An 18,072-nucleotide genomic window follows, 5' to 3' on the forward strand; every position below is an offset into this window, starting at 1 on the left:
ACGGCCTTTACAAAACAAAAACGCGCGGCCCGAGGTTCGAGCCGCGCGTCCGGTCAGTTCATACCAATCGGCTAGACCAGGATATCGTCGACCCAGTAAAGGTCGCGCCGGTCGAACCCGTTGAACGGGGTGAGCGAAGCCTGGGTATAGGCGCCCATCAGGCCGAATTCGATGTAATCGTCCTCTGCAATGGCCGCCGGGAGGATGAACGTCTGGGGCATCACGTCGTAGCTGTCGCAGGTGGGGCCGAAGATCTTGAAGTCCCAGCTTTCGCCGGTCAGCACCTTGTCGCCCCGCCACACGCGGATCGGCGGCATGAATTCGAGGATCATGGCTTCCATCAGCGAGCCATAGACGCCGTCATTGACGTAAACCGACTGCTCGCCGCGAACGTGCTTGACCCGCAAGAGCAGCGAGGTGCAGCCGGTCGACAGGCCACGTCCGGGTTCGGCGATCAATTCGGGCTTGTTCGAGCCGAAAGTATCGGTCACCGCGTTGCGGATCGTCTCGAAATAGACATCGAGCGGGGGAGCCGAATTGGTGATGTACTGCGCCGGGAAGCCGCCGCCGATGTTGAGACGCTTGAGCTCGATCCCAGATGCCTGCGCGATGCGCCCAGCCGCCGCGATATGGCGTTCGTACGCATAGGCTTCCTCGCACTGGCTGCCGACATGGAAGCACAGCGAGGTCGAATAGCCCATGGCCTTGGCCAGCGTGGCCATCGAGATCGCACCTTCTTCCATCACGCCGAACTTGGTGCCGAAATCATAGGATTTGAGCGCCTTGCCCGCCTTGAAGCGAATCGTCACCTCCACGTCCTCGCTGGGCGGGATCACCGCCGCAAGCTGGTCGAGCTGGGCCACGTGGTCGATGGTGAACGAACGTACCCCGAACTCCTCATAGGCGCGCTGGATCTCGCGGCGGGATTTGATCGGGTTGTTATAGTGCATCCCCGCACCGGGCGCGTATTTCTCGATCAGCGCCATTTCGGTGTTGGAGGCCACGTCATAGGCCTTGAGCCCTTCCCGATGCATGATCTCGAGGATATGCGGGGAGGGGTTGGACTTCACCGCATAGGTCAAAAGCCCGTCGAAGCCCTGCTTGAAGGTATCGATGGCCTTGACCAGAAGTCTCTCGGAAAAAAGGAAGCTGGGGAAATCCGGCTCCTCGGTGGCAATCAGTTCGGCAGTGTTCGCGTAGCGGCGAGACGGCGCGTGGTCCATTGACCTTGATACCTTTTACGGGGGTTGAAAGCGGCGCTGTATAAAGCAAGTCCAGCAAAAGTGGAAACCGGTTTTGCGTCCGGACTTGCGATTTTTAAAGCCTGCATTGCCCCCCTCGGCAATGCAGAATTTCGGCTATAGCGGCAGCGTGTGACGATTCTTTGCACATAGTGCTCAACACCACATTCAACACCAAGTTTCCGCCATCAACCTTACGGCTTTGTCACTTGAATCCGCGCCTTCGCGCAATACCTTCTATCGTGCGTTCCAACCCGTTGGAGTTCCAGCATGTTTCGCCAGATTGCCCTTGCCGTCCTGATCGCCGCAACCCCTTTTGCAGCCCCCGCCCAGGTCGAGCGGCAAGTGCCCCAAACCCAGGAGCAACTTCAGCTCTCCTACGCTCCCATCGTGAGCCAGGTCGCCCCCGCCGTCGTCAACGTCTACGCCACCCGCGTCGAGGAGCAGCGGATCACGTTCGGAGATCCGTTTTTTGATCGCTTCTTCGGCCGCTCCCCATTGTTCGAGACGCGCCCGCAAACCTCGCAATCGCTGGGCTCGGGCGTGATCGTCAGTGCTGAAGGCATGATCCTCACCAACAATCACGTCGTTGAAGGCGCCACCGATATCAGGGTTGTGGCCAATGACGGCCGCGAATATCCGGTCGAGCTCGTCCTTGCCGATGCCGCCACCGATCTTGCGGTGCTGCGGATCGAGAACGCCGATCGAACTTTCCCAACCGTGCAGTTCGCCGATTCCGATCAGCTCGAAGTGGGCGATCTCGTCCTCGCCATCGGCAACCCCTTCGGGGTCGGTCAGTCCGTTTCGAGCGGGATTGTCTCCGCCCTGGCCCGCACCGGCATGGGCATTACCGATTACCAGTTCTTCATCCAGACCGATGCCGCCATCAATCCTGGCAATTCCGGTGGCGCCCTGGTCGATATGAACGGCAATCTTATTGGCATTAACACCGCTATTTTTACCCGCTCGGGCGGTTCCCAGGGCATCGGCTTTGCCATCCCTTCCAACATGGCCCGCGTCATCGCCGCGGCAGGCGAAGCGGGTGGCGAGATCATGCGGCCCTGGTTGGGCGCGCAGATGCAGGCGCTCGACGGCGATCTTGCCGCCAGTCTGGGCCTCGATACGCCACGGGGCGCCCTTATCACCGAAGTCGCCCCCGATAGCCCCGCCGAGCTTGCCGGTCTTACCTCGGGCGATGTGGTCACAATGATCGATGGCGTCCAGGTCCAGGATCCGGAGGCGCTCAATTACCGGATCGCCACCAAACCGGTCGGTTCCACAGCCCAGGTCACGCTTTGGCGCGATGGGGCGGAAATGGTCGCCTCGCTGCCGCTCAACGCCCCGCCGCCGGTTTCCGATCGCCAGGTCACCATCTCCGGCAACACGCGCTTCGCGGGCACCGTGGCAGCCGAACTCAATCCGGCGCTGGCGCAGGAGCTGGGCCTGGGGTTTTCCACCCAGGGGATAGCCGTAATCGAAGTGGAACAGGGCAGCCCCGCCGATCGCATGGGCCTGCAGGAGGGCGATGTGATCCTGGCCCTCAACGGCATGGAGATTCGTGATATTGAAACCTTCGAATCCCTCGCCAGCCAGCGGCCCCGTGCCTGGCAGATCATTCTGCAACGCGGGGGCAACGTCGTTCGTTCGGTGGTCAGCGGATGAGAAACTGGCTTAGGTGTTGTTGGGCGCAGCATCGACTTAACCTCGACGTGTCATTCCGGAACTTGTTTCCGGAATCCGGCAGCATTTGTCATAAACAATGGTGTGGGCGGTAAAGCCCACGCCGAGAGAACGAAATGAGCGACCTTTTCCCCGACGACTTGCCGTCGTCCCGCCCCGCCGAAGAGCCCTCCACCGATCGTCCCTTGGCCGACCGGCTGCGGCCGAAAACGCTCGACGAGGTGATCGGGCAGGGGCATATCATCGGCCCGGATGGCACGCTGCGCCGCATGCTCGCTTCGGGGCGGCTGGGCTCGCTTATCCTCTGGGGCCCACCGGGCACTGGCAAGACCACCGTTGCCCGCCTTCTGGCCGACGCCGTCGATTACCGGTTCGAACAGATTTCTGCGATCTTTTCCGGGGTCGCCGATCTCAAGAAGGTCTTCGAGACGGCCCGCACCGCGCGCCGTGCCGGCCAGCGCACGCTGTTGTTCGTCGATGAGATCCATCGGTTCAATCGTGCTCAGCAGGACAGCTTCCTGCCGGTCATGGAGGATGGCACCGTCGTCCTCGTCGGGGCCACCACCGAGAACCCCAGCTTCGAGCTGAACGCCGCGCTCCTTTCCCGCGCGCAGGTGCTGACCTTCCAGAGCCTTTCACGCGACGATCTCGACGCTCTCGCGAGGCGTGCCGAGCAGGAAATCGGGCGTGCCTTGCCGCTTAACGAGGATGCACGCGAAACCTTGATTTCGCTGGCCGATGGTGATGGCCGCGCCTTGCTTGGCCTGATCGAGGAGATCGATGCGGCCACAGGGCCTGAGGATCTGCTCGACCGCGACGGGCTGACGCGCCTGGTCCAGCGCCGTGCGCCGATCTACGACAAGGCGCAGGAGGGCCACTACAACCTCATCTCCGCCCTGCATAAGACGGTGCGCGGGTCGGACCCCGACGCTGCGCTCTACTATTTCGCCCGCATGCTCGATGGCGGCGAGGACCCGATGTTCCTGGCCCGGCGGCTGATCCGTATGGCGGTCGAGGATATCGGCATGGCCGACCCCCAGGCGCTGCCCATCGCGGTCGCGGCGCGCGACGCCTACCATATGCTGGGTTCGCCTGAGGGTGAGCTGGCGCTGGCGCAGGTCGTCGTCTATCTCGCTACGGCGCCGAAATCGAATGCCGTCTATACGGCCTTCAAGGCTGCGATGTCTCTCGCCAAGCAGACCGGCTCCCCCATGCCTCCCATGACCATCCTCAATGCCCCCACAAAGCTGATGAAGGGGCAGGGCTATGGCGAAGGCTACATCTACGACCACGATACCCCGGAGGGCTTCTCCGGCCAGGAATATTTCCCCGAAAAGATCGGGCGGCAGGACTTCTATCAACCGGTCGAACGCGGCTTCGAACGCGAGATTCAGAAGCGGTTGGACTATTTCGCCAAGCTCCGGGCGAGCAAGCGGGACGGCTAGTCGTTAGCCCATCGGGCAGCCAGCGCCACGGCTGTCATTCCGGGACTTGTTCCCGGAATCCAGCAGCAGCGTTTCCCCATGCACCAAAACGTGACGCAGCCCCATTTTCCCGCTAGAAGACCCGCGAATGAACAGAGGTAATTTGATGAGCGGCGTGCAATTGCGGGAAGTGGCGCGGGACGAGGATGGAATGCGGCTGGACCGCTGGTTTTCCATCCATTTCGCGCATCTGAGCTTCGGGCGCCTGCAGAAGCTGTTGCGCTCCGGCCAGATTCGCGTCGATAGCGGCCGGGTGCAGACCAATACCCGCCTTTCCGCTGGCCAGACGGTGCGCGTTCCGCCCTTGGGCGATGCGCCCGAGCCTTCGGGCGACAAGCCCCGCATCAATGAAAAGGACGCCGCTTTCCTGCGCGACCTGATCCTCTATGAGGATGACGAGGTCTACGTCTTCAACAAGCCGCACGGCCTTGCCGTCCAGGGCGGTTCGGGCACCAAGCGCCATATCGACGGCATGCTCAAATCCCTGCCCAACAAAAAGGGCGAGGCCCCGCGTCTCGTCCATCGCCTTGATCGGGACACGTCAGGCTGCCTGCTCGTTGCCAAGACTCGTGCCGCCGCCAGTCACTTCGGCACCGTGTTTCGCTCGCGCTCGGCGCGCAAGATCTATTGGGCCGTGACCATCGGCGTGCCCAATCCACGGCAGGGCCGCATCTCATGCTTTCTCACGCGTCAGGCGACTCAGGACGGCGAGCAGATGGTCGTCGTCGACAATGGGGTCGAAGGCGCACAGCACTCGGTCTCCTACTATTCGGTCACGGACACGGCGGCCAATCAGTTCGCCTGGGTGACGCTCAAGCCCGTCACCGGCCGCACGCACCAGCTCCGCGTCCATATGATGGAGCTGGGCACGCCGATCCTCGATGACCCGCGCTACAACACGCTCGAGAACTGGAACTGGGAGAGGCCCGAAGAGGTGGGCGAGGGCCTTCACCTTCACGCCCGCCGCCTCGCCATTCCGCTGCGCAACGGCAAGCGCCTCGACATCAGCGCTCCGCTGCCGCCGCATATGAAGAAAACCTTCGATGTGCTGGGCTTCGATGCCAATCAGTACGACGCCCAGAATGCGGATCCGGAGGACGATGCCTGATGACCCCGCCTCGCCTCATCATGTTCGATATGGACGGCACCCTGATCGACTCGGGAGCGGTCATCGCCGAACATATGGCCACGACTTTCCGTGACCACGGGTTGCCCGAGCCGACACGCGAAATGTCCCATTCGATCATTGGGTTGTCGTTGGAAGTTGCCATGGCGAATCTGGCCGGCTGCGATGCCGAAACAGCGCTCCTGATGGCCGATACCTATCGCGGTCACTATCGCGCCATGCTCGCCACCGGCGACCGCCACGAGCCGCTTTACGCCGGCGCTTTCGATGCCCTGGTCCGCCTCCGCGCGCACGAAGCTTCGATCCTGGGCATCGCGACGGGCAAGGGCCTTCACGGCGTCCACCGGATTCTCGCGCTCCATGCGCTCACCGACCATTTCGTGACGCTGCAGACGCCGGACCACAATCCCTCCAAGCCCCATCCCGGCATGATCCTGCGCGCCTGCGCGGAAACCGGCATCGATCCGTCCGCCACCGTCATGATCGGGGATACCACGTTCGACATGGAACTCGGCCGTTCCGCCGGCGCCAAGACCATTGGCGTCAGTTGGGGCTACCACGCCCGCGTTGCGCTCGAGGAGGCTGGCGCCCATATCATCATCGATGATTACGCCGATCTCGACGATGCAATTGAAAAGGTTCTGAGCTGATGCGCGAATTTCTTGAAGATGCCCTCAGGCATCAGGATGCCGGTGCCGGTCGCCAGCAGCGCGATCGGCTCGTCGAATTGCCGAAACGCTTCTACGATTCCGTGGAGGTGAAGGAGGAAAATGGCGTCTACACGGTGACTTTGAACAACCGTGTTACCAAAACTCCGACAGGCCGGTCGATCACAACCACAAACGCTGATCTCGCCTCATATATGCGGCACGAATGGGCGGCTCAGGGCGAGTTCATCGACCCCGACACCATGCCGCACGTCAAGCTCATAAACTCTGCCGTCGAGGGTGGTGAAGAGGCCCAACCGGCTCTCGTAGAGGAGGTGATAAAGTACGCCTCCAACGACCTTCTGCTCTATCGCGCCGATTATCCGCGCGAACTGGTCCAGCGTCAGGAACAGGTCTGGGACGACATTCTCGTCAAACTCGCGCGGCATTTTTCCGTAAGTTTTCAACCTACTGTCGGGATCATTCACCAGGAACAGCCGCCTGAAATGCTGGCAAAGCTCAAGGCTTCGCTGGCTGCTCTGCACCATATTCCGGCAACCGCGATGGTATCCCTCACCGGTCTGACCGGTTCGGGCCTGTTGGCCATCGCTCTGCGCGAAAACCTCATCGATCGCGATACGGCCTGGACAGCGGCGCATATCGACGAGGACTACCAGATTTCCCTTTGGGGAGAAGACTTCGAGGCTTCGGAACGCCGCAAGCAGCGCCGCACGGAATTTGACGCTGCCGCTAATGTTATCAAGCTCTTAGCTTGATTTTCTGGCAGCTCGATTCACCAGCCAGTCGGCCACGTCCGGTGCGATCTCTTGCACCGGAGTCAGCACGAATTCCCGCTCATGGGCATAGGGATGGGGCAGGGTGAGCCTCTCGGTTTCGAGCGCCATCTCGTCATAGGTGATCACGTCGATATCGATCACCCGAGGCCCCCATCTTTCCAGGCGCACCCGGCCGATTTCAGCTTCCGTTGCAAGGCAGAAATCGAGCAGTTCCAAGGGTTCCAGGCTCGTATCGATCAGCACGGCGGCGTTGTGGAACTCCGCCTGATCGGTCTTCCCCCAAGGCGGGGTGACGATGACAGCGCTTTGTTTCAGAAGCGAAATCTGTGGATGCGCCGCGATCTTTGCAATCGCCAGATCGAGTTGCCGCGCCGGATCGCCCATGTTGGCGCCCAGCGCAAGGACGGCCCGGGCCATCAGATCTGTTCCCGGGTTCTGACCATTTCGATCGCCGCTTCGCCCGCCACGATGGGCAGGGGTGCTTCGGGCTTGCGCACCTTGATGCGAATCCAGTCCAACCGCTCGAACCGCTTGAAAAGCCTCACGATTATATGGTGCCCGAGCGCTTCGATCAGCTTGAACCGTTTTTCTTCGAAGGCTTCGTTGACGAGATCATAGACGTCGGCATAGGAGATCGTCGATGCCACCTCATCGGTTCGCGCGGCCTCGGACATATCCAGACCCAGTTCCAGGTCGATACGGAAGCGCTGGCCGAGCTTGTTTTCCTCCAGCATCACCCCGTGATAGCCGTAAAAGGCGAGATCGGCCAATATGATGCGGTCCCGATCGGCAAACTGGGTCATGAACTTATCCCCCTGTGGCTGGCGGACCATAAAGTGTCGCCGATGAAACGCGCAAGGCATCACGATTGGGACGCACATCATGAACGCGGAAGATATGGCCGCCCTTGAGGTATCCAAGCACCGATGTTGCCACGGTGCCCGCGACGCGCTCCTTGGGCGGCAAATCGAGCAGGTTGCCGATCATCCGCTTGCGGGATGTCCCGACCAGCAGGGGAAAGCCGAGGGAATGCAACTCATCCAAGCGGTTGAGGAGACTGTAGTTTTCCTCAAATGACTTTGCGAAGCCGAAGCCGGGATCGAGAATGATCTTCTCCCTGGCGATGCCGGCCTTGAGCGCAATCTCTATCGAGCGCTGCAGCCAACGCTTCATCTCGTCGATGAGATCGAGGGAGCGGTCTCTCTCTGGATCCCAATGCATGGCGATCACCGGGGCGCCATGATGCGCAGCCACATCGGCGATCTCGGGATCGCGCTGTAACCCCCAGACGTCGTTGATGATTTTGGCGCCGGCCTGGATGACCTGATCTGCTACGAGAGCCTTGTAGGTGTCGATGGAAATCGGCTTGTCGATACCACGCTGCGCCAGGCCGTCGAGCACCGGCATCACACGGTCCAGCTCTTCCTGAACGGGAACTTCCTCTGAGCCCGGCCGTGTACTTTCGCCGCCGATATCGAGAATATCGGCGCCTTCGGCTAGCAGCTCGTCAGCATGAGCCACAGCGGCGTCGACGGCAGAGAAATCCCCGCCGTCCGAAAAGCTGTCGGGAGTGACGTTGAGAATGCCCATGACGAGCGGATCGCGGCCCAGCTTCAAGGAGCCGCCATCCATCGGGACGTCATAGCAAATATGCGTCACTGAACCGTCCCGGCCGGCACTGCATAGAGGTCGTATTCGTCGGAATCGGTAACTGTCACCGAGATCATGTCTCCGGGCTTGATGCCCGTGGCGTTCTCGACAATCACATTGCCGTCGATCTCTGGCGCGTCCCATTGCGAGCGGGCGATAACCCGCTGTTCCTCGGGCTCAACGTCGTCCACCAGCACGTCGATGGTACGGCCCACCTTGCCGGCCAACCGCTCGGCGGAAACCTCTTGCAAGGCTTCCATCAGCCGTCCATAGCGCTCCTGCTTGACCTCGTCGGGGATTTCATCGAGCCCCAGATCATTGGCCTTCGCCCCCGTCACCGGCTCGTATGGGAAGGCACCGGCCCGGTCGATCTTGGTCTCCCGGACCCAATCGAGCAGCATCTCGAAATCCTCCGCCGTCTCGCCGGGGAAGCCAACGATGAAGGTCGAACGGATCGCAAGGTCCGGGCACACTTCGCGCCATTTGCGGATGCGATCAGCGGTTTTTTCCTGATTGGCCGGACGCCGCATGGATTTGAGCACCTGCGGGCTGGCGTGCTGAAAGGGGATATCGAGGTAGGGCAGGATCACGCCATCACGCATGAGCGGGATCACATGATCCACATGCGGATAAGGATAGACATAGTGCATACGTACCCAGGCACCCAGTTGACCGAGCTCCTCGGCCAGTGTCTGGAAACGCGCTTCCACCTGCCGTCCGCGATAGGGCGAGGTCGCATACTTTAAATCGACGCCATAGGCGCTGGTGTCTTGGGAGATGACCATGATCTCCTTGACGCCGGCCTTCACCAGCCGCTCGGCTTCATAGAGCACCGAGGCGATGGGGCGGGAAACGAGATCGCCCCGGATCGAGGGGATGATGCAGAAGGTGCAGCGATTGTTGCAGCCTTCGGAAATCTTGAGATAGGCATAGTGCCGTGGCGTCAGGCGCAGGCCCTGCTCGGGCACGAGGTCCACAAAGGCATTCGGCACTGGCGGGGCGGCGTTGTGCACGGCCTCGACGACCGCCTCATATTGATGCGCGCCCGAAACGGCCAAGACTCCGGGGTGGATCTTGCGGATCAGTTCTTCCTCGCCGCCGAGACAGCCAGTGACGATCACCCTGCCATTCTCGTTGATGGCTTCCCCGATGGCGTCGAGACTTTCCGCCTTGGCGCTGTCGAGGAAACCACAGGTGTTGACGATCACGACGTCAGCACCCTCATAGGAGGGCGAGAAGCTGTAGCCCTGAGCACGCAGGGTGGTGAGAATGCGTTCGGAATCCACCAGAGCCTTGGGGCAGCCCAGGCTCACGAGACCGATCTTGGGGGCGTTCTGCATTGGCGCGCTCATGGGCGTCCGTCAAATCCTTGCAATGGCGAGATTGCCAAAGGCGCCGGATCCTGTCCAAGGCCGGCGCCAGCGCATCTGAAACTCGCGTGAATTTTCGCGTTTCATAACGTAAAGCGCGCAAAGGTCAATCTTTGCGCGCTTCAAGCCAGCCATGATGTCAGGGCAGGGCGCCCGGATTTCAAGTCTGCTGCTCTGTCCTCGTTGAGGATTCGGCCGGCTTTTCCGTCGGCTGGGGAGCATCGGCATCGGGCATGACAGCCGGCTCTTCGGCTACCGGCGTCGGTGCAGGTTGAGGCGGGGCCGGCCGCGAGGGAGCTACTGGCGAGGGTGCTTCCGGCTCGAAATGGTCGTCCTCCTGCTCGGCCAGTTCCTCCAGTGCCTCACGCACCTCATCGATCAGGGAGGCATTGGAGCGTGCCGGCGCCGGTTCATCGGTTTCGACCGCATGGTCGCGGAAGAACACGATTACCCCCTCGCAGACGATGCGCAACATGACGACGGCCAGGAGACCGAACACCGCAATCTCAAGCAAGCCCCAAAGACCGTTGCCGAAGCCGAAGCGGAAGCTGGAAAAGAAATGGCGGACTGCCCAGACCAGGATGCCTGCCAGGCCAAGAAGATAGAGGATGGTCACGAGCCTTGGCGCCAGAATGCGCCGCAGATTGAACAAGACATTGCCCGTGGCGAGCTTACGCAGGTCGTCGAACTGCATTCGGTTATCCTCTTGCACCAGAAATCAGAAAGCACCTTGTCGCGCTCACGGCGCCGAAGCAAGCCTCACCGGACCGAAGTGGCGCTCGAACGTCGCTTTCAACACCGAATCGACTTCGCCCATGCTGACCAGATGGCCCAGATCCTCAAAGCTCGTCACTCCGTGCTGGCTGATGCCGCAAGGCACGATGCCTGAGTAGTGATCGAGATCGGGGCTGACATTCAACGAGATGCCGTGAAAGCTCACCCAGCGCGAAACCCGAACGCCGATAGCGGCGATCTTGTCTTCGGCAAACGGCCCTTTTTCCGGCCGCTTCACCCACACACCGATCCTGCCTTCGCGCTTCTCGCCCTTGATGTTGAACGCGGCCAAGGTATCGATGACCCAATTTTCGAGTCCTGAGACCAAGCAGCGTATATCGCGTCCTCGCTCCCTGAGGTCCAGCATCACATAGGCCACGCGTTGACCAGGTCCATGATAGGTGAACTGCCCGCCGCGTCCGGCCTCGAACACGGGAAACCGGTCGGGCGCCAGCAGATCCTCGCTGCGCGCTGAGGTGCCGGCAGTATAAAGCGGCGGATGCTCGAGCAGCCAGACCGCTTCGCCTGCCGATCCTTCGGCTATGGCCCTTGCCCGTTCCTTCATCGTTTCAAGGGCCGTAGGGTAGGAAACGAGGGCGTCCGATATCATCCAGCCCGCCGGCTGGCCGTCGGCTCGCTTGAGCTTGGCGGCGCTGGTGCAGGTCTGCAAGGGAATCTCGTTTAACGCTTCGCTAACCATGTCGATGGGATGCTTCACTCCGTCGTGCCGGCGGGTTCTGATTCCCGCGGTAAGCATGTTTCGCAAGCCGGACCCTTCATGAATACCGTTGAAACCATCGAGATCGATGTCTCCGTCGAACTGGGCGCGGCCATCATGCCGATCCATCATCTGCTGCGGATGGGGCGCGGCGCGGTGATCGAACTCGACGCCTTCGAGAACGACCCCATGCGTATTTACGCCAACAACACCTTGATCGCCAAGGGCGAGGTCCAGGTCGATGATGGTCAGCTCAATGTGGTGGTCACCGAGAAGGTGATCAAGCCGGCCTGATTTCCGAAGGTCCTGAAACTTTATCCCCAATTGCTGAAATAGCTCTTGAGGGACGGGGAACCATTTGCTACATGCAGCCTCGCTTCGCCTGAGGGCGCAAGCATTCCCCAGACAGTGCGGTCGTGGCGGAATTGGTAGACGCGCAGCGTTGAGGTCGCTGTGGGGTAACTCCCGTGGAAGTTCGAGTCTTCTCGACCGCACCATCTCTGGCCCGCTAGGGCCGATCCCCCTTAAAATTGCATATTGGCGCGGCACCAACCGACGTGTCGCCGTAGCGGCGCTGCATTGAAAAAGCCACTCGGAGCGAGTGGCTTCATGTGTGTGCTTATGGTCGAGCGCCCTAGCTGAGGCGTTGATCGGCCCGGATCTCTTCCGCCTTGCTCTTGTATTGTTGAGCGACCAGCCATCCCTTGATGGGGCGCAGTGGCGGAATGCAGGTCAGGAACAGCAGGGGCAGGGTGGTGACCAAGTGCACCCACATCGGAGCTCTGAAAGCGACTTCCAGCCATAGGCCGAAAATCACGACGGGTACGCAGCCGAACATCATCACGAAGAAGGCCGGACCATCGGCCGGGTCGGCGAATTTGTAGTCGAGGCCGCAAACGTCACAGTGATCCCGCAGCTTGAGGAAGCCGGAGAAAAGGTGACCTTCACCACAGTGTGGGCATTTGCCGAAAAGGCCGGTCTTCCAGGCGGGAATATCTGTCGTCATGCCGTTCATCTCCTTTCGGAATGTCCGATAGATAGGCGCTTATTCCCCTGCCTGCCTCTACCGCCGCGTCGCAGTGCGCATCTGTCGCATGTCTCGTATTTCACCGTTGCGCCCCGGTCCAGTAACAAGTAAGCCGCCTGCGCTACTTGGGGGCATACGCAGGCGGCTCAGCGGCTGTTGAAGGTCAAACCAACCGCTCAAGATAACGCAGCAGCCCGCTTTCGGTTCTCTTCTGCGTGCCGCATCCAGGTGTTGCGCGTTCGCAGCAATTTCTCGTTATCGTGTCGTTGTAGGCCGCCTTTTGCCGGTAGCGGCCGAATTATAGTGAGAGAAGTTTTAACTCTTGTGGTTAATGTTTGCTCACGTTGTTGATTCCTTTGCTTGGGTAGATTTCGATGAGTCTGACGCGACGCGGGTTCCTTATCGGCCTTCCGCTTCTTCTTGCCGCGTGTTCCTCCTCCACGCGTTCCACTTCCTCCGTTTCCATGGTCAGTGCCTATGGCCCGATCGCTGACGAGCGATTTCCGCTGCCGGGACTCAATGCCCGGCTGATCAAGCCGGAGCTTCGACGCCAGCAGGTTGACTATGAGAGCAATCATGCAGCGGGAACCATCGTCGTCGATACGCCCAACCGGTTCCTCTATCTGGTTCAAGACGGCGACAAGGCGATGCGGTATGGCATCGGTGTCGGGCGTGAAGGATTGGCTTTGCGGGGCAATGCCTATGTCGGACGCAAGGCCGAATGGCCGAGCTGGACGCCGACGGCCAATATGCTGCGGCGCGATCCCGAGACCAATGGCCCCTACCGTAACGGTATGCCGGGCGGGCTCAACAACCCGTTGGGTGCCCGCGCGCTCTATCTCTATCGCAATGGCAACGACACCATGTTCCGTATCCACGGCACCAACCAGCCGCAGTCGATCGGGCTGGCAATGTCTTCCGGCTGCATCCGCATGCTCAACCACGACATAATCGATCTCTACGAGCGCGTGCCGAGCGGTACTCGCGTGGTGGTGATCCAGGCCTGAGCCCTTGCGCGGCCTATCATTCGCTTTTCAAGCGGCCCTTCACTTTGGTGAGGGGCCGTTGTTTTTGAACGGCCGGCTGAGATGCTTGCTTCGGGGCACGCCGAACCGCCAAGGCAAATCCACAGCCTTGGTAATGCCGATACGAGGCCCGACAACCACTGAGCCCTGAACCTTTGCCGGTTCGAGCATGAACGGCGACTTATATAAGCTGAGGCCGTCGTGGCTGTGGTCGATTCCGAGTGCTTGCGTGAGGCGTCCGGGGCCGGCGCACAGCTTGTAAGGATCATCGAGGCCCCGGCGAGCCGCCATGAGGTCGATGCCCGCCGTTGGAGCAAGGGCGCGTATAAGAACGGCGTTGCCGGGGCGGCAGACGAAATTCACGCACCAATGAATCCCGTAGCTGCGATAGACATAGACAGTGCCCGGTTCCCCGAACATTGAGCCGTTTCGTGGCGTGGGGCCGCGGAAGCTGTGGGAGGCAGGTTCGTCCGGGGCATAAGCTTCCGTCTCGACGATCGTTCCGCCCACTCCGTCGACCAAAAACCTGGCTCCGATCAATCGGCGCGCGACGTCGATGACATCGGCATCGAAGTAGTCGGGGGCGAGGGAAGGAGGCTGGGTCATTACGTCCGTTAGATAGCCTCCCTGCATGACCTTGCAAGGGAGTGTAGCGAGAAACAAACCGAAACGTCACATTGTTGTAGCGGCGCCATGACAACGCAGCGGTGGGAAGCCGAATTGCGCAAGAGTATCGGGAAGATGGCGCGATCCGTGATGACAAGGTCAAGGCGGTGCGCTACGCCAAGTTGAGCCAAGAATCGCGCGGTCGCGCCAACCGAGAAGGAGAATTGCAATGGAAGATCCTGCATCGGCTGGTCCGGAAACCGAACCCAATTCCAATGGCATCTATGATGAGGACGGCCGCCTGCGCCAGGATTGGTTCGGCGATCTGCGCGCCGAAATCGAGGCCGGCGATGCGGCCGCGCTCAAGGCTCGCATGGAGCCACTTCACGAGTCCGAAACCGGCGATGTGATCGAGGCTCTTCCGGCCGACGATCGCGTCCGGCTGGTCATGCTGCTCGGAGATGCCTTCGACTATTCCGCGCTGACCGAGGTCGACGACTCCGTTCGTATCGAGCTTATGGAGGAGCTACCGAACGCGGACATTGCGCGCGGCATGGCCGATCTCGATAGCGATGATGCGGTCTATATCCTTGAGGATCTGGAAGAAGAGGATCGAAACGAGATCCTCGAGCAGATGCCGATTTTCGAACGCATCTCGCTCAAGCGCAGCCTGGACTTTCCAGAGGAATCCGCCGGCCGGCGGATGCAGTCGGAGTTCATCGCCATCCCGCCGTTCTGGACGGTAGGGCAGACGATCGACTATCTGCGCAACGACAGCGATCTGCCGGACGATTTTTACCAGATCTATGTCGTCGACCCCGGTTTCAATCTGCTCGGAACCATTCGCCTCGACCGCATATTGCGCACTCAGCGTGCCACGCGGATCGAAGAGATCATGAATACCCAGGTGCGCCAGATCGATGCCACGCTCGACCAGGAGGAGGCGGCACGCATCTTCGAGCGTTACGACCAGGTTGAGGTGGCGGTGGTCGATGAAAGCAAGCGGCTCGTGGGCGTTCTGACCATCGACGACATCGTCGACGTCATCAACGAGGAAGCGGCGGAAGACATCCACCGTCTGGGCGGTGTGGGTGACGAAGACATTTCGCGGACCGTTCCTGGCGTTGTGCGCAGCCGTGCAACCTGGCTGCTGGTCAACCTTGTCACGGCGACAATGGCGTCCCTGGTTATCGGGCTGTTCGACAGCACCATTCAGCAGATGGTGGCGCTGGCCGTATTGATGCCGATTGTCGCGTCGATGGGGGGCGTTGCTGGCACGCAAACCATGACAGTGACCGTGCGCGCCATTTCGCAAAAGGAACTGGACAAGAACAGCACCAGGCGCCTTATTCGGCGCGAATTGCTGGTCGGCCTCACCAATGGTGCGATCTTTGCCGTTCTCCTGGGACTGGTTACCGCGTTCCGCTTTTCCAATCCTTCGCTCGGCTTGGTGATCGGTATGGCCATGGTGGTCAATATGATCGTGGCCGGCAGTTGCGGCATTTTGATCCCTCTAGCGCTGGAAAAGCTCAAGGTCGACCCGGCGGTGGCGTCCTCGACTTTCGTCATGACGCTGACGGACGTTATCGGCTTTTTTGCTTTCCTTACCTTGGCGGGCTGGTGGTTCGGGCTTTTTTGAGGTGATTCGCTGCCATGCGTCGGACGCAAGTGAGATTTGCGCCAATGTGGCGCAAACATGGCTTGTGAAGAGTGTTCGCCGTAGTTAATTAAGCGTTACGGATGCGCGGGCCATGTCGCCCGGCGTCACGAGTGCAATAGTACAAGGAGCTTGCATGCGTAGCCAATCCAAGGCCGTATGCTGGCGAGCCGCAGGCTGGACGTGTATTGGCCTGATCTCGCTCGGTTTCATTGTCTCCGTTATCGCTGGCGCCTGATACGGCCTTTCGGCAGGGAACGGAGTCAAATAGAATGGTGGGGTGCCCGGAGACGGTCGCCCCATTTTCATTTCCCCGGATCGACATGCATATCATCAAGTTGTGCGTTGGTGTTTCTTCCGTCGAGGAACTCGCCGAATGGCGCGCTCAGCGTCGCGCTCAAGGGCTGGGCCGCCCCGATGGTCTCAATGTGCACCGCACGCGAATGATGCCCAAAAAAGCCGATGAGATCATCGGGCAGGGGTCGCTTTACTGGGTGATTAGCGGCGTCATCCGCTGCAGGCAGGTCATCGCCGGGCTCGAAGCAGCCACCGATGCGGAAGGGCGGACCTGCTGCAATATCCTTCTCGAGCCTGAACTGATCCGCACCACGCCCTATCCGCGCCGTCCTTTCCAGGGCTGGCGCTATCTTCTGCCCAAGGATGCACCGCCCGACCTCGGGCGCCCAGGCGAAGAAACGCCGCCGGAAGGCATGGCGGAGGAGTTGGCGCAGCTCGGGCTGATTTAAAGCCAGATCGGCCGGATTGCTTAGTCGGTCTCGGGAACGGTCGGGACTCTCATCCGTTGACTCTGCATGCCAACCAGCAACGGAGACTAGTCATGGATCCGAGAACAGACAACGGCCTGCGCGCCAGAGACCTCGACCGCCGCGAGAGCGGCAACCTCATCGGCAGCGACAAGGTTGAAGGAACCGCCGTCTACAGCATGGACAACGAAAAGATCGGCACCATCGAGCGGGTGATGATCGACAAGTTGAGCGGCAAGGTTGCCTACGCCGTGATGAGCTTTGGCGGCTTCCTCGGGATTGGCGACGATCACTACCCCGTCCCTTGGGCCAAGCTCACCTATGACGAAAGCGTCGGCGGCTATCGCACCGACATTTCCAAGGCCCAACTCGACGACGCTCCCCGCTACGATGCCGAAGATGACTTCTCGTGGAACGACCGCCAGCGGGCCATGGACGTTTACACCTACTACGGGGTTCCGCCGTATTGGATTTGACGCGGAAGCCCCTGCGAATCGTTGGCCGGTGCCCAATGGGTGCCGGCCAATTCATTTATAAAATCTAGATCAAATGCGCGCTATGCTCGTCGGAAACGGGCAAATACAGACTTGTGCGGGCGCGGCGAAGCACACACTCTGTGCGCCGCCATTGGGCGCGGAGATAACGAGAATGCAGCGAACCAACGCTCACGTGGTTGTTCTCGGGAACGAGAAGGGCGGGTCGGGGAAGTCGACGACGGCATTCCATTTGGCCGTACATCTTCTTTATGAAGGCTTTCGTGTTGCCACGGTCGATACCGACAGTCGGCAGCGCACCTTTACCGCGTATGTGCGCAATCGCAGCGAATGGGCAAAGGCGCATGGGCTCAATGTGCCCCACCCAATCCATTTCCATTTGCCGCAAACGCGCAGCGATTCCGCAGAGGAGAACGCGCGCCTGGATTTCGAGATGTTCCGGCAGTCGGTGGCTGAGGTGGAAGGAGAGGTCGACTATCTTATCATCGATACGCCCGGCTTCGATACGCACCTGGCCCGGATCGCCCACACCTTGGCCGATACTCTCGTTACGCCGTTCAACGACAGTCTTGTCGATCTCGATGTCATTGCCCGCATCGAGCCTGACACTGGGTCAGTACTGGAGTTGAGCCACTACACGCGCCTCGTGCAACGCGCCCGGCGCGAGCGGCTCGCGATCGACGGTCGTGCCATCGATTGGGTGCTCGTGCGCAATCGGATCTCGATGTTGAACTCCCGCAATACTCGGATAGTCCGGACCGGCCTCGACAGCATTGCGGACCGTGTGGGGTGTCGGGTTGCCGAGGGCATTGCCGAGCGCGTGATTTTCCGCTCGCTCTTTCCGATCGGGATGACGGTGTTCGATCCTCTCGAGTCCGGAGTTCTTGCAGGCTCGTCTATGAGCCATATCGCGGCGCGTCAGGAATACCGGCTGCTCGTTGACACGCTTAATCTCGGCTTGCGCTCGGGAGTCGTTTTGCGCAAGCCGAGCCGCCTTGCAGAGGTGTTCTGA

General features: G+C 60.6%; 20 protein-coding genes and 1 tRNA gene. 12 read left to right on the forward strand and 9 right to left on the reverse strand.

What is annotated here, in order from left to right; all coding sequences use genetic code 11:
- Positions 1–71: 71 nt before the first annotated feature.
- The gene (locus NO934_RS16180; RefSeq protein WP_309161020.1) at positions 72–1,223 is read right to left on the reverse strand and encodes a hypothetical protein; all 1,152 of its coding nucleotides are present in this window, start codon (positions 1,221–1,223) and stop codon (positions 72–74) included.
- Positions 1,224–1,511: 288 nt separating this feature from the next.
- Here NO934_RS16180 and NO934_RS16185 point away from each other — a divergent pair, with 288 nt between their 5' ends.
- The 5 genes from NO934_RS16185 to NO934_RS16205 all read left to right on the forward strand — a co-directional run bounded on the left by NO934_RS16185 (position 1,512) and on the right by NO934_RS16205 (position 6,954).
- Positions 1,512–2,903, forward strand: a complete 1,392-nt coding sequence (locus tag NO934_RS16185) for a DegQ family serine endoprotease (protein WP_309161021.1) — start codon at positions 1,512–1,514, stop codon at positions 2,901–2,903.
- 134 nt (positions 2,904–3,037) lie between these two features.
- The gene (locus tag NO934_RS16190) at positions 3,038–4,366 is read left to right on the forward strand and encodes a replication-associated recombination protein A (RefSeq protein ID WP_309161022.1); all 1,329 of its coding nucleotides are present in this window, start codon (positions 3,038–3,040) and stop codon (positions 4,364–4,366) included.
- A gap of 145 nt (positions 4,367–4,511) precedes the next feature.
- Positions 4,512–5,513: an RluA family pseudouridine synthase gene (locus tag NO934_RS16195; protein ID WP_309163744.1), complete on the forward strand. Its 1,002-nt coding sequence runs from the start codon at positions 4,512–4,514 to the stop codon at positions 5,511–5,513.
- Positions 5,513–6,181, forward strand: coding sequence for an HAD-IA family hydrolase (locus NO934_RS16200; RefSeq protein ID WP_309161023.1), 669 nt, complete (start codon positions 5,513–5,515; stop codon positions 6,179–6,181). The genes NO934_RS16195 and NO934_RS16200 overlap by 1 nt, the downstream gene beginning before the upstream one ends.
- A complete protein-coding gene (locus tag NO934_RS16205; protein ID WP_309161024.1) occupies positions 6,181–6,954 on the forward strand; it encodes an ATP12 family protein in 774 nt (257 codons plus the stop codon). Before NO934_RS16200 ends, NO934_RS16205 begins: the two co-directional genes overlap by 1 nt.
- Here the strand turns inward: NO934_RS16205 and folK are convergent.
- The 6 genes from folK to lipB all read right to left on the reverse strand — a co-directional run bounded on the left by folK (position 6,946) and on the right by lipB (position 11,469).
- Complete coding sequence (gene folK, locus NO934_RS16210) at positions 6,946–7,392, reverse strand: 2-amino-4-hydroxy-6-hydroxymethyldihydropteridine diphosphokinase (RefSeq protein WP_309161025.1); 447 nt, start codon at positions 7,390–7,392, stop codon at positions 6,946–6,948. The genes NO934_RS16205 and folK overlap by 9 nt on opposite strands.
- A complete protein-coding gene (gene folB, locus NO934_RS16215) occupies positions 7,392–7,778 on the reverse strand; it encodes a dihydroneopterin aldolase (protein WP_309161026.1) in 387 nt (128 codons plus the stop codon). Before folB ends, folK begins: the two co-directional genes overlap by 1 nt.
- A 4-nt stretch (positions 7,779–7,782) precedes the next feature.
- Positions 7,783–8,634, reverse strand: coding sequence for a dihydropteroate synthase (gene folP / locus NO934_RS16220; RefSeq protein ID WP_375143261.1), 852 nt, complete (start codon positions 8,632–8,634; stop codon positions 7,783–7,785).
- A complete protein-coding gene (gene rimO, locus NO934_RS16225; protein WP_309161027.1) occupies positions 8,631–9,965 on the reverse strand; it encodes a 30S ribosomal protein S12 methylthiotransferase RimO in 1,335 nt (444 codons plus the stop codon). Before rimO ends, folP begins: the two co-directional genes overlap by 4 nt.
- A gap of 190 nt (positions 9,966–10,155) precedes the next feature.
- Positions 10,156–10,689 (reverse strand): DUF4282 domain-containing protein, encoded by a 534-nt coding sequence (locus NO934_RS16230; RefSeq protein WP_309161028.1) that lies wholly within the window; start codon positions 10,687–10,689, stop codon positions 10,156–10,158.
- 45 nt (positions 10,690–10,734) lie between these two features.
- Entirely contained in the window at positions 10,735–11,469 is a 735-nt protein-coding gene (gene lipB / locus NO934_RS16235) for a lipoyl(octanoyl) transferase LipB (protein WP_309163747.1), read from the reverse strand.
- A gap of 78 nt (positions 11,470–11,547) precedes the next feature.
- Between lipB and NO934_RS16240 the strand changes: the two genes are divergently transcribed.
- On the forward strand, positions 11,548–11,781 hold the full coding sequence (locus tag NO934_RS16240) for a FliM/FliN family flagellar motor switch protein (RefSeq protein ID WP_309161029.1): 234 nt from the start codon (positions 11,548–11,550) through the stop codon (positions 11,779–11,781).
- A gap of 116 nt (positions 11,782–11,897) precedes the next feature.
- Positions 11,898–11,984, forward strand: a tRNA-Leu gene (locus NO934_RS16245).
- Between the two features lie 137 nt (positions 11,985–12,121).
- Here NO934_RS16245 and NO934_RS16250 read toward each other — a convergent pair.
- A complete protein-coding gene (locus NO934_RS16250) occupies positions 12,122–12,502 on the reverse strand; it encodes a DUF983 domain-containing protein (RefSeq protein ID WP_309161030.1) in 381 nt (126 codons plus the stop codon).
- A 386-nt stretch (positions 12,503–12,888) separates the two neighbouring features.
- Here NO934_RS16250 and NO934_RS16255 point away from each other — a divergent pair, with 386 nt between their 5' ends.
- On the forward strand, positions 12,889–13,521 hold the full coding sequence (locus NO934_RS16255) for a L,D-transpeptidase (RefSeq protein ID WP_309161031.1): 633 nt from the start codon (positions 12,889–12,891) through the stop codon (positions 13,519–13,521).
- A gap of 39 nt (positions 13,522–13,560) precedes the next feature.
- Here the strand turns inward: NO934_RS16255 and NO934_RS16260 are convergent, their stop codons facing one another.
- Positions 13,561–14,172 carry a DNA-3-methyladenine glycosylase gene (locus NO934_RS16260; protein WP_309161032.1) on the reverse strand — a complete coding sequence of 204 codons (612 nt, stop codon included), beginning with the start codon at positions 14,170–14,172 and terminating at the stop codon, positions 13,561–13,563.
- A gap of 202 nt (positions 14,173–14,374) precedes the next feature.
- Between NO934_RS16260 and mgtE the strand changes: the two genes are divergently transcribed.
- The 4 genes from mgtE (at position 14,375) to NO934_RS16280 (ending at position 18,072) form a co-directional block, all read left to right on the forward strand.
- A complete protein-coding gene (gene mgtE / locus NO934_RS16265; protein ID WP_309161033.1) occupies positions 14,375–15,784 on the forward strand; it encodes a magnesium transporter in 1,410 nt (469 codons plus the stop codon).
- Positions 15,785–16,125: 341 nt separating this feature from the next.
- Positions 16,126–16,548 (forward strand): DUF1489 domain-containing protein, encoded by a 423-nt coding sequence (locus NO934_RS16270; protein ID WP_309161034.1) that lies wholly within the window; start codon positions 16,126–16,128, stop codon positions 16,546–16,548.
- Between the two features lie 92 nt (positions 16,549–16,640).
- Complete coding sequence (locus NO934_RS16275) at positions 16,641–17,042, forward strand: PRC-barrel domain-containing protein (RefSeq protein ID WP_309161035.1); 402 nt, start codon at positions 16,641–16,643, stop codon at positions 17,040–17,042.
- A 172-nt stretch (positions 17,043–17,214) separates the two neighbouring features.
- Positions 17,215–18,072 carry a division plane positioning ATPase MipZ gene (locus tag NO934_RS16280; protein WP_309161036.1) on the forward strand — a complete coding sequence of 286 codons (858 nt, stop codon included), beginning with the start codon at positions 17,215–17,217 and terminating at the stop codon, positions 18,070–18,072.

Origin of the sequence: Pelagibacterium sp. H642 (assembly GCF_031202855.1) — a bacterium.
GTDB lineage: Bacteria > Pseudomonadota > Alphaproteobacteria > Rhizobiales > Devosiaceae > Pelagibacterium.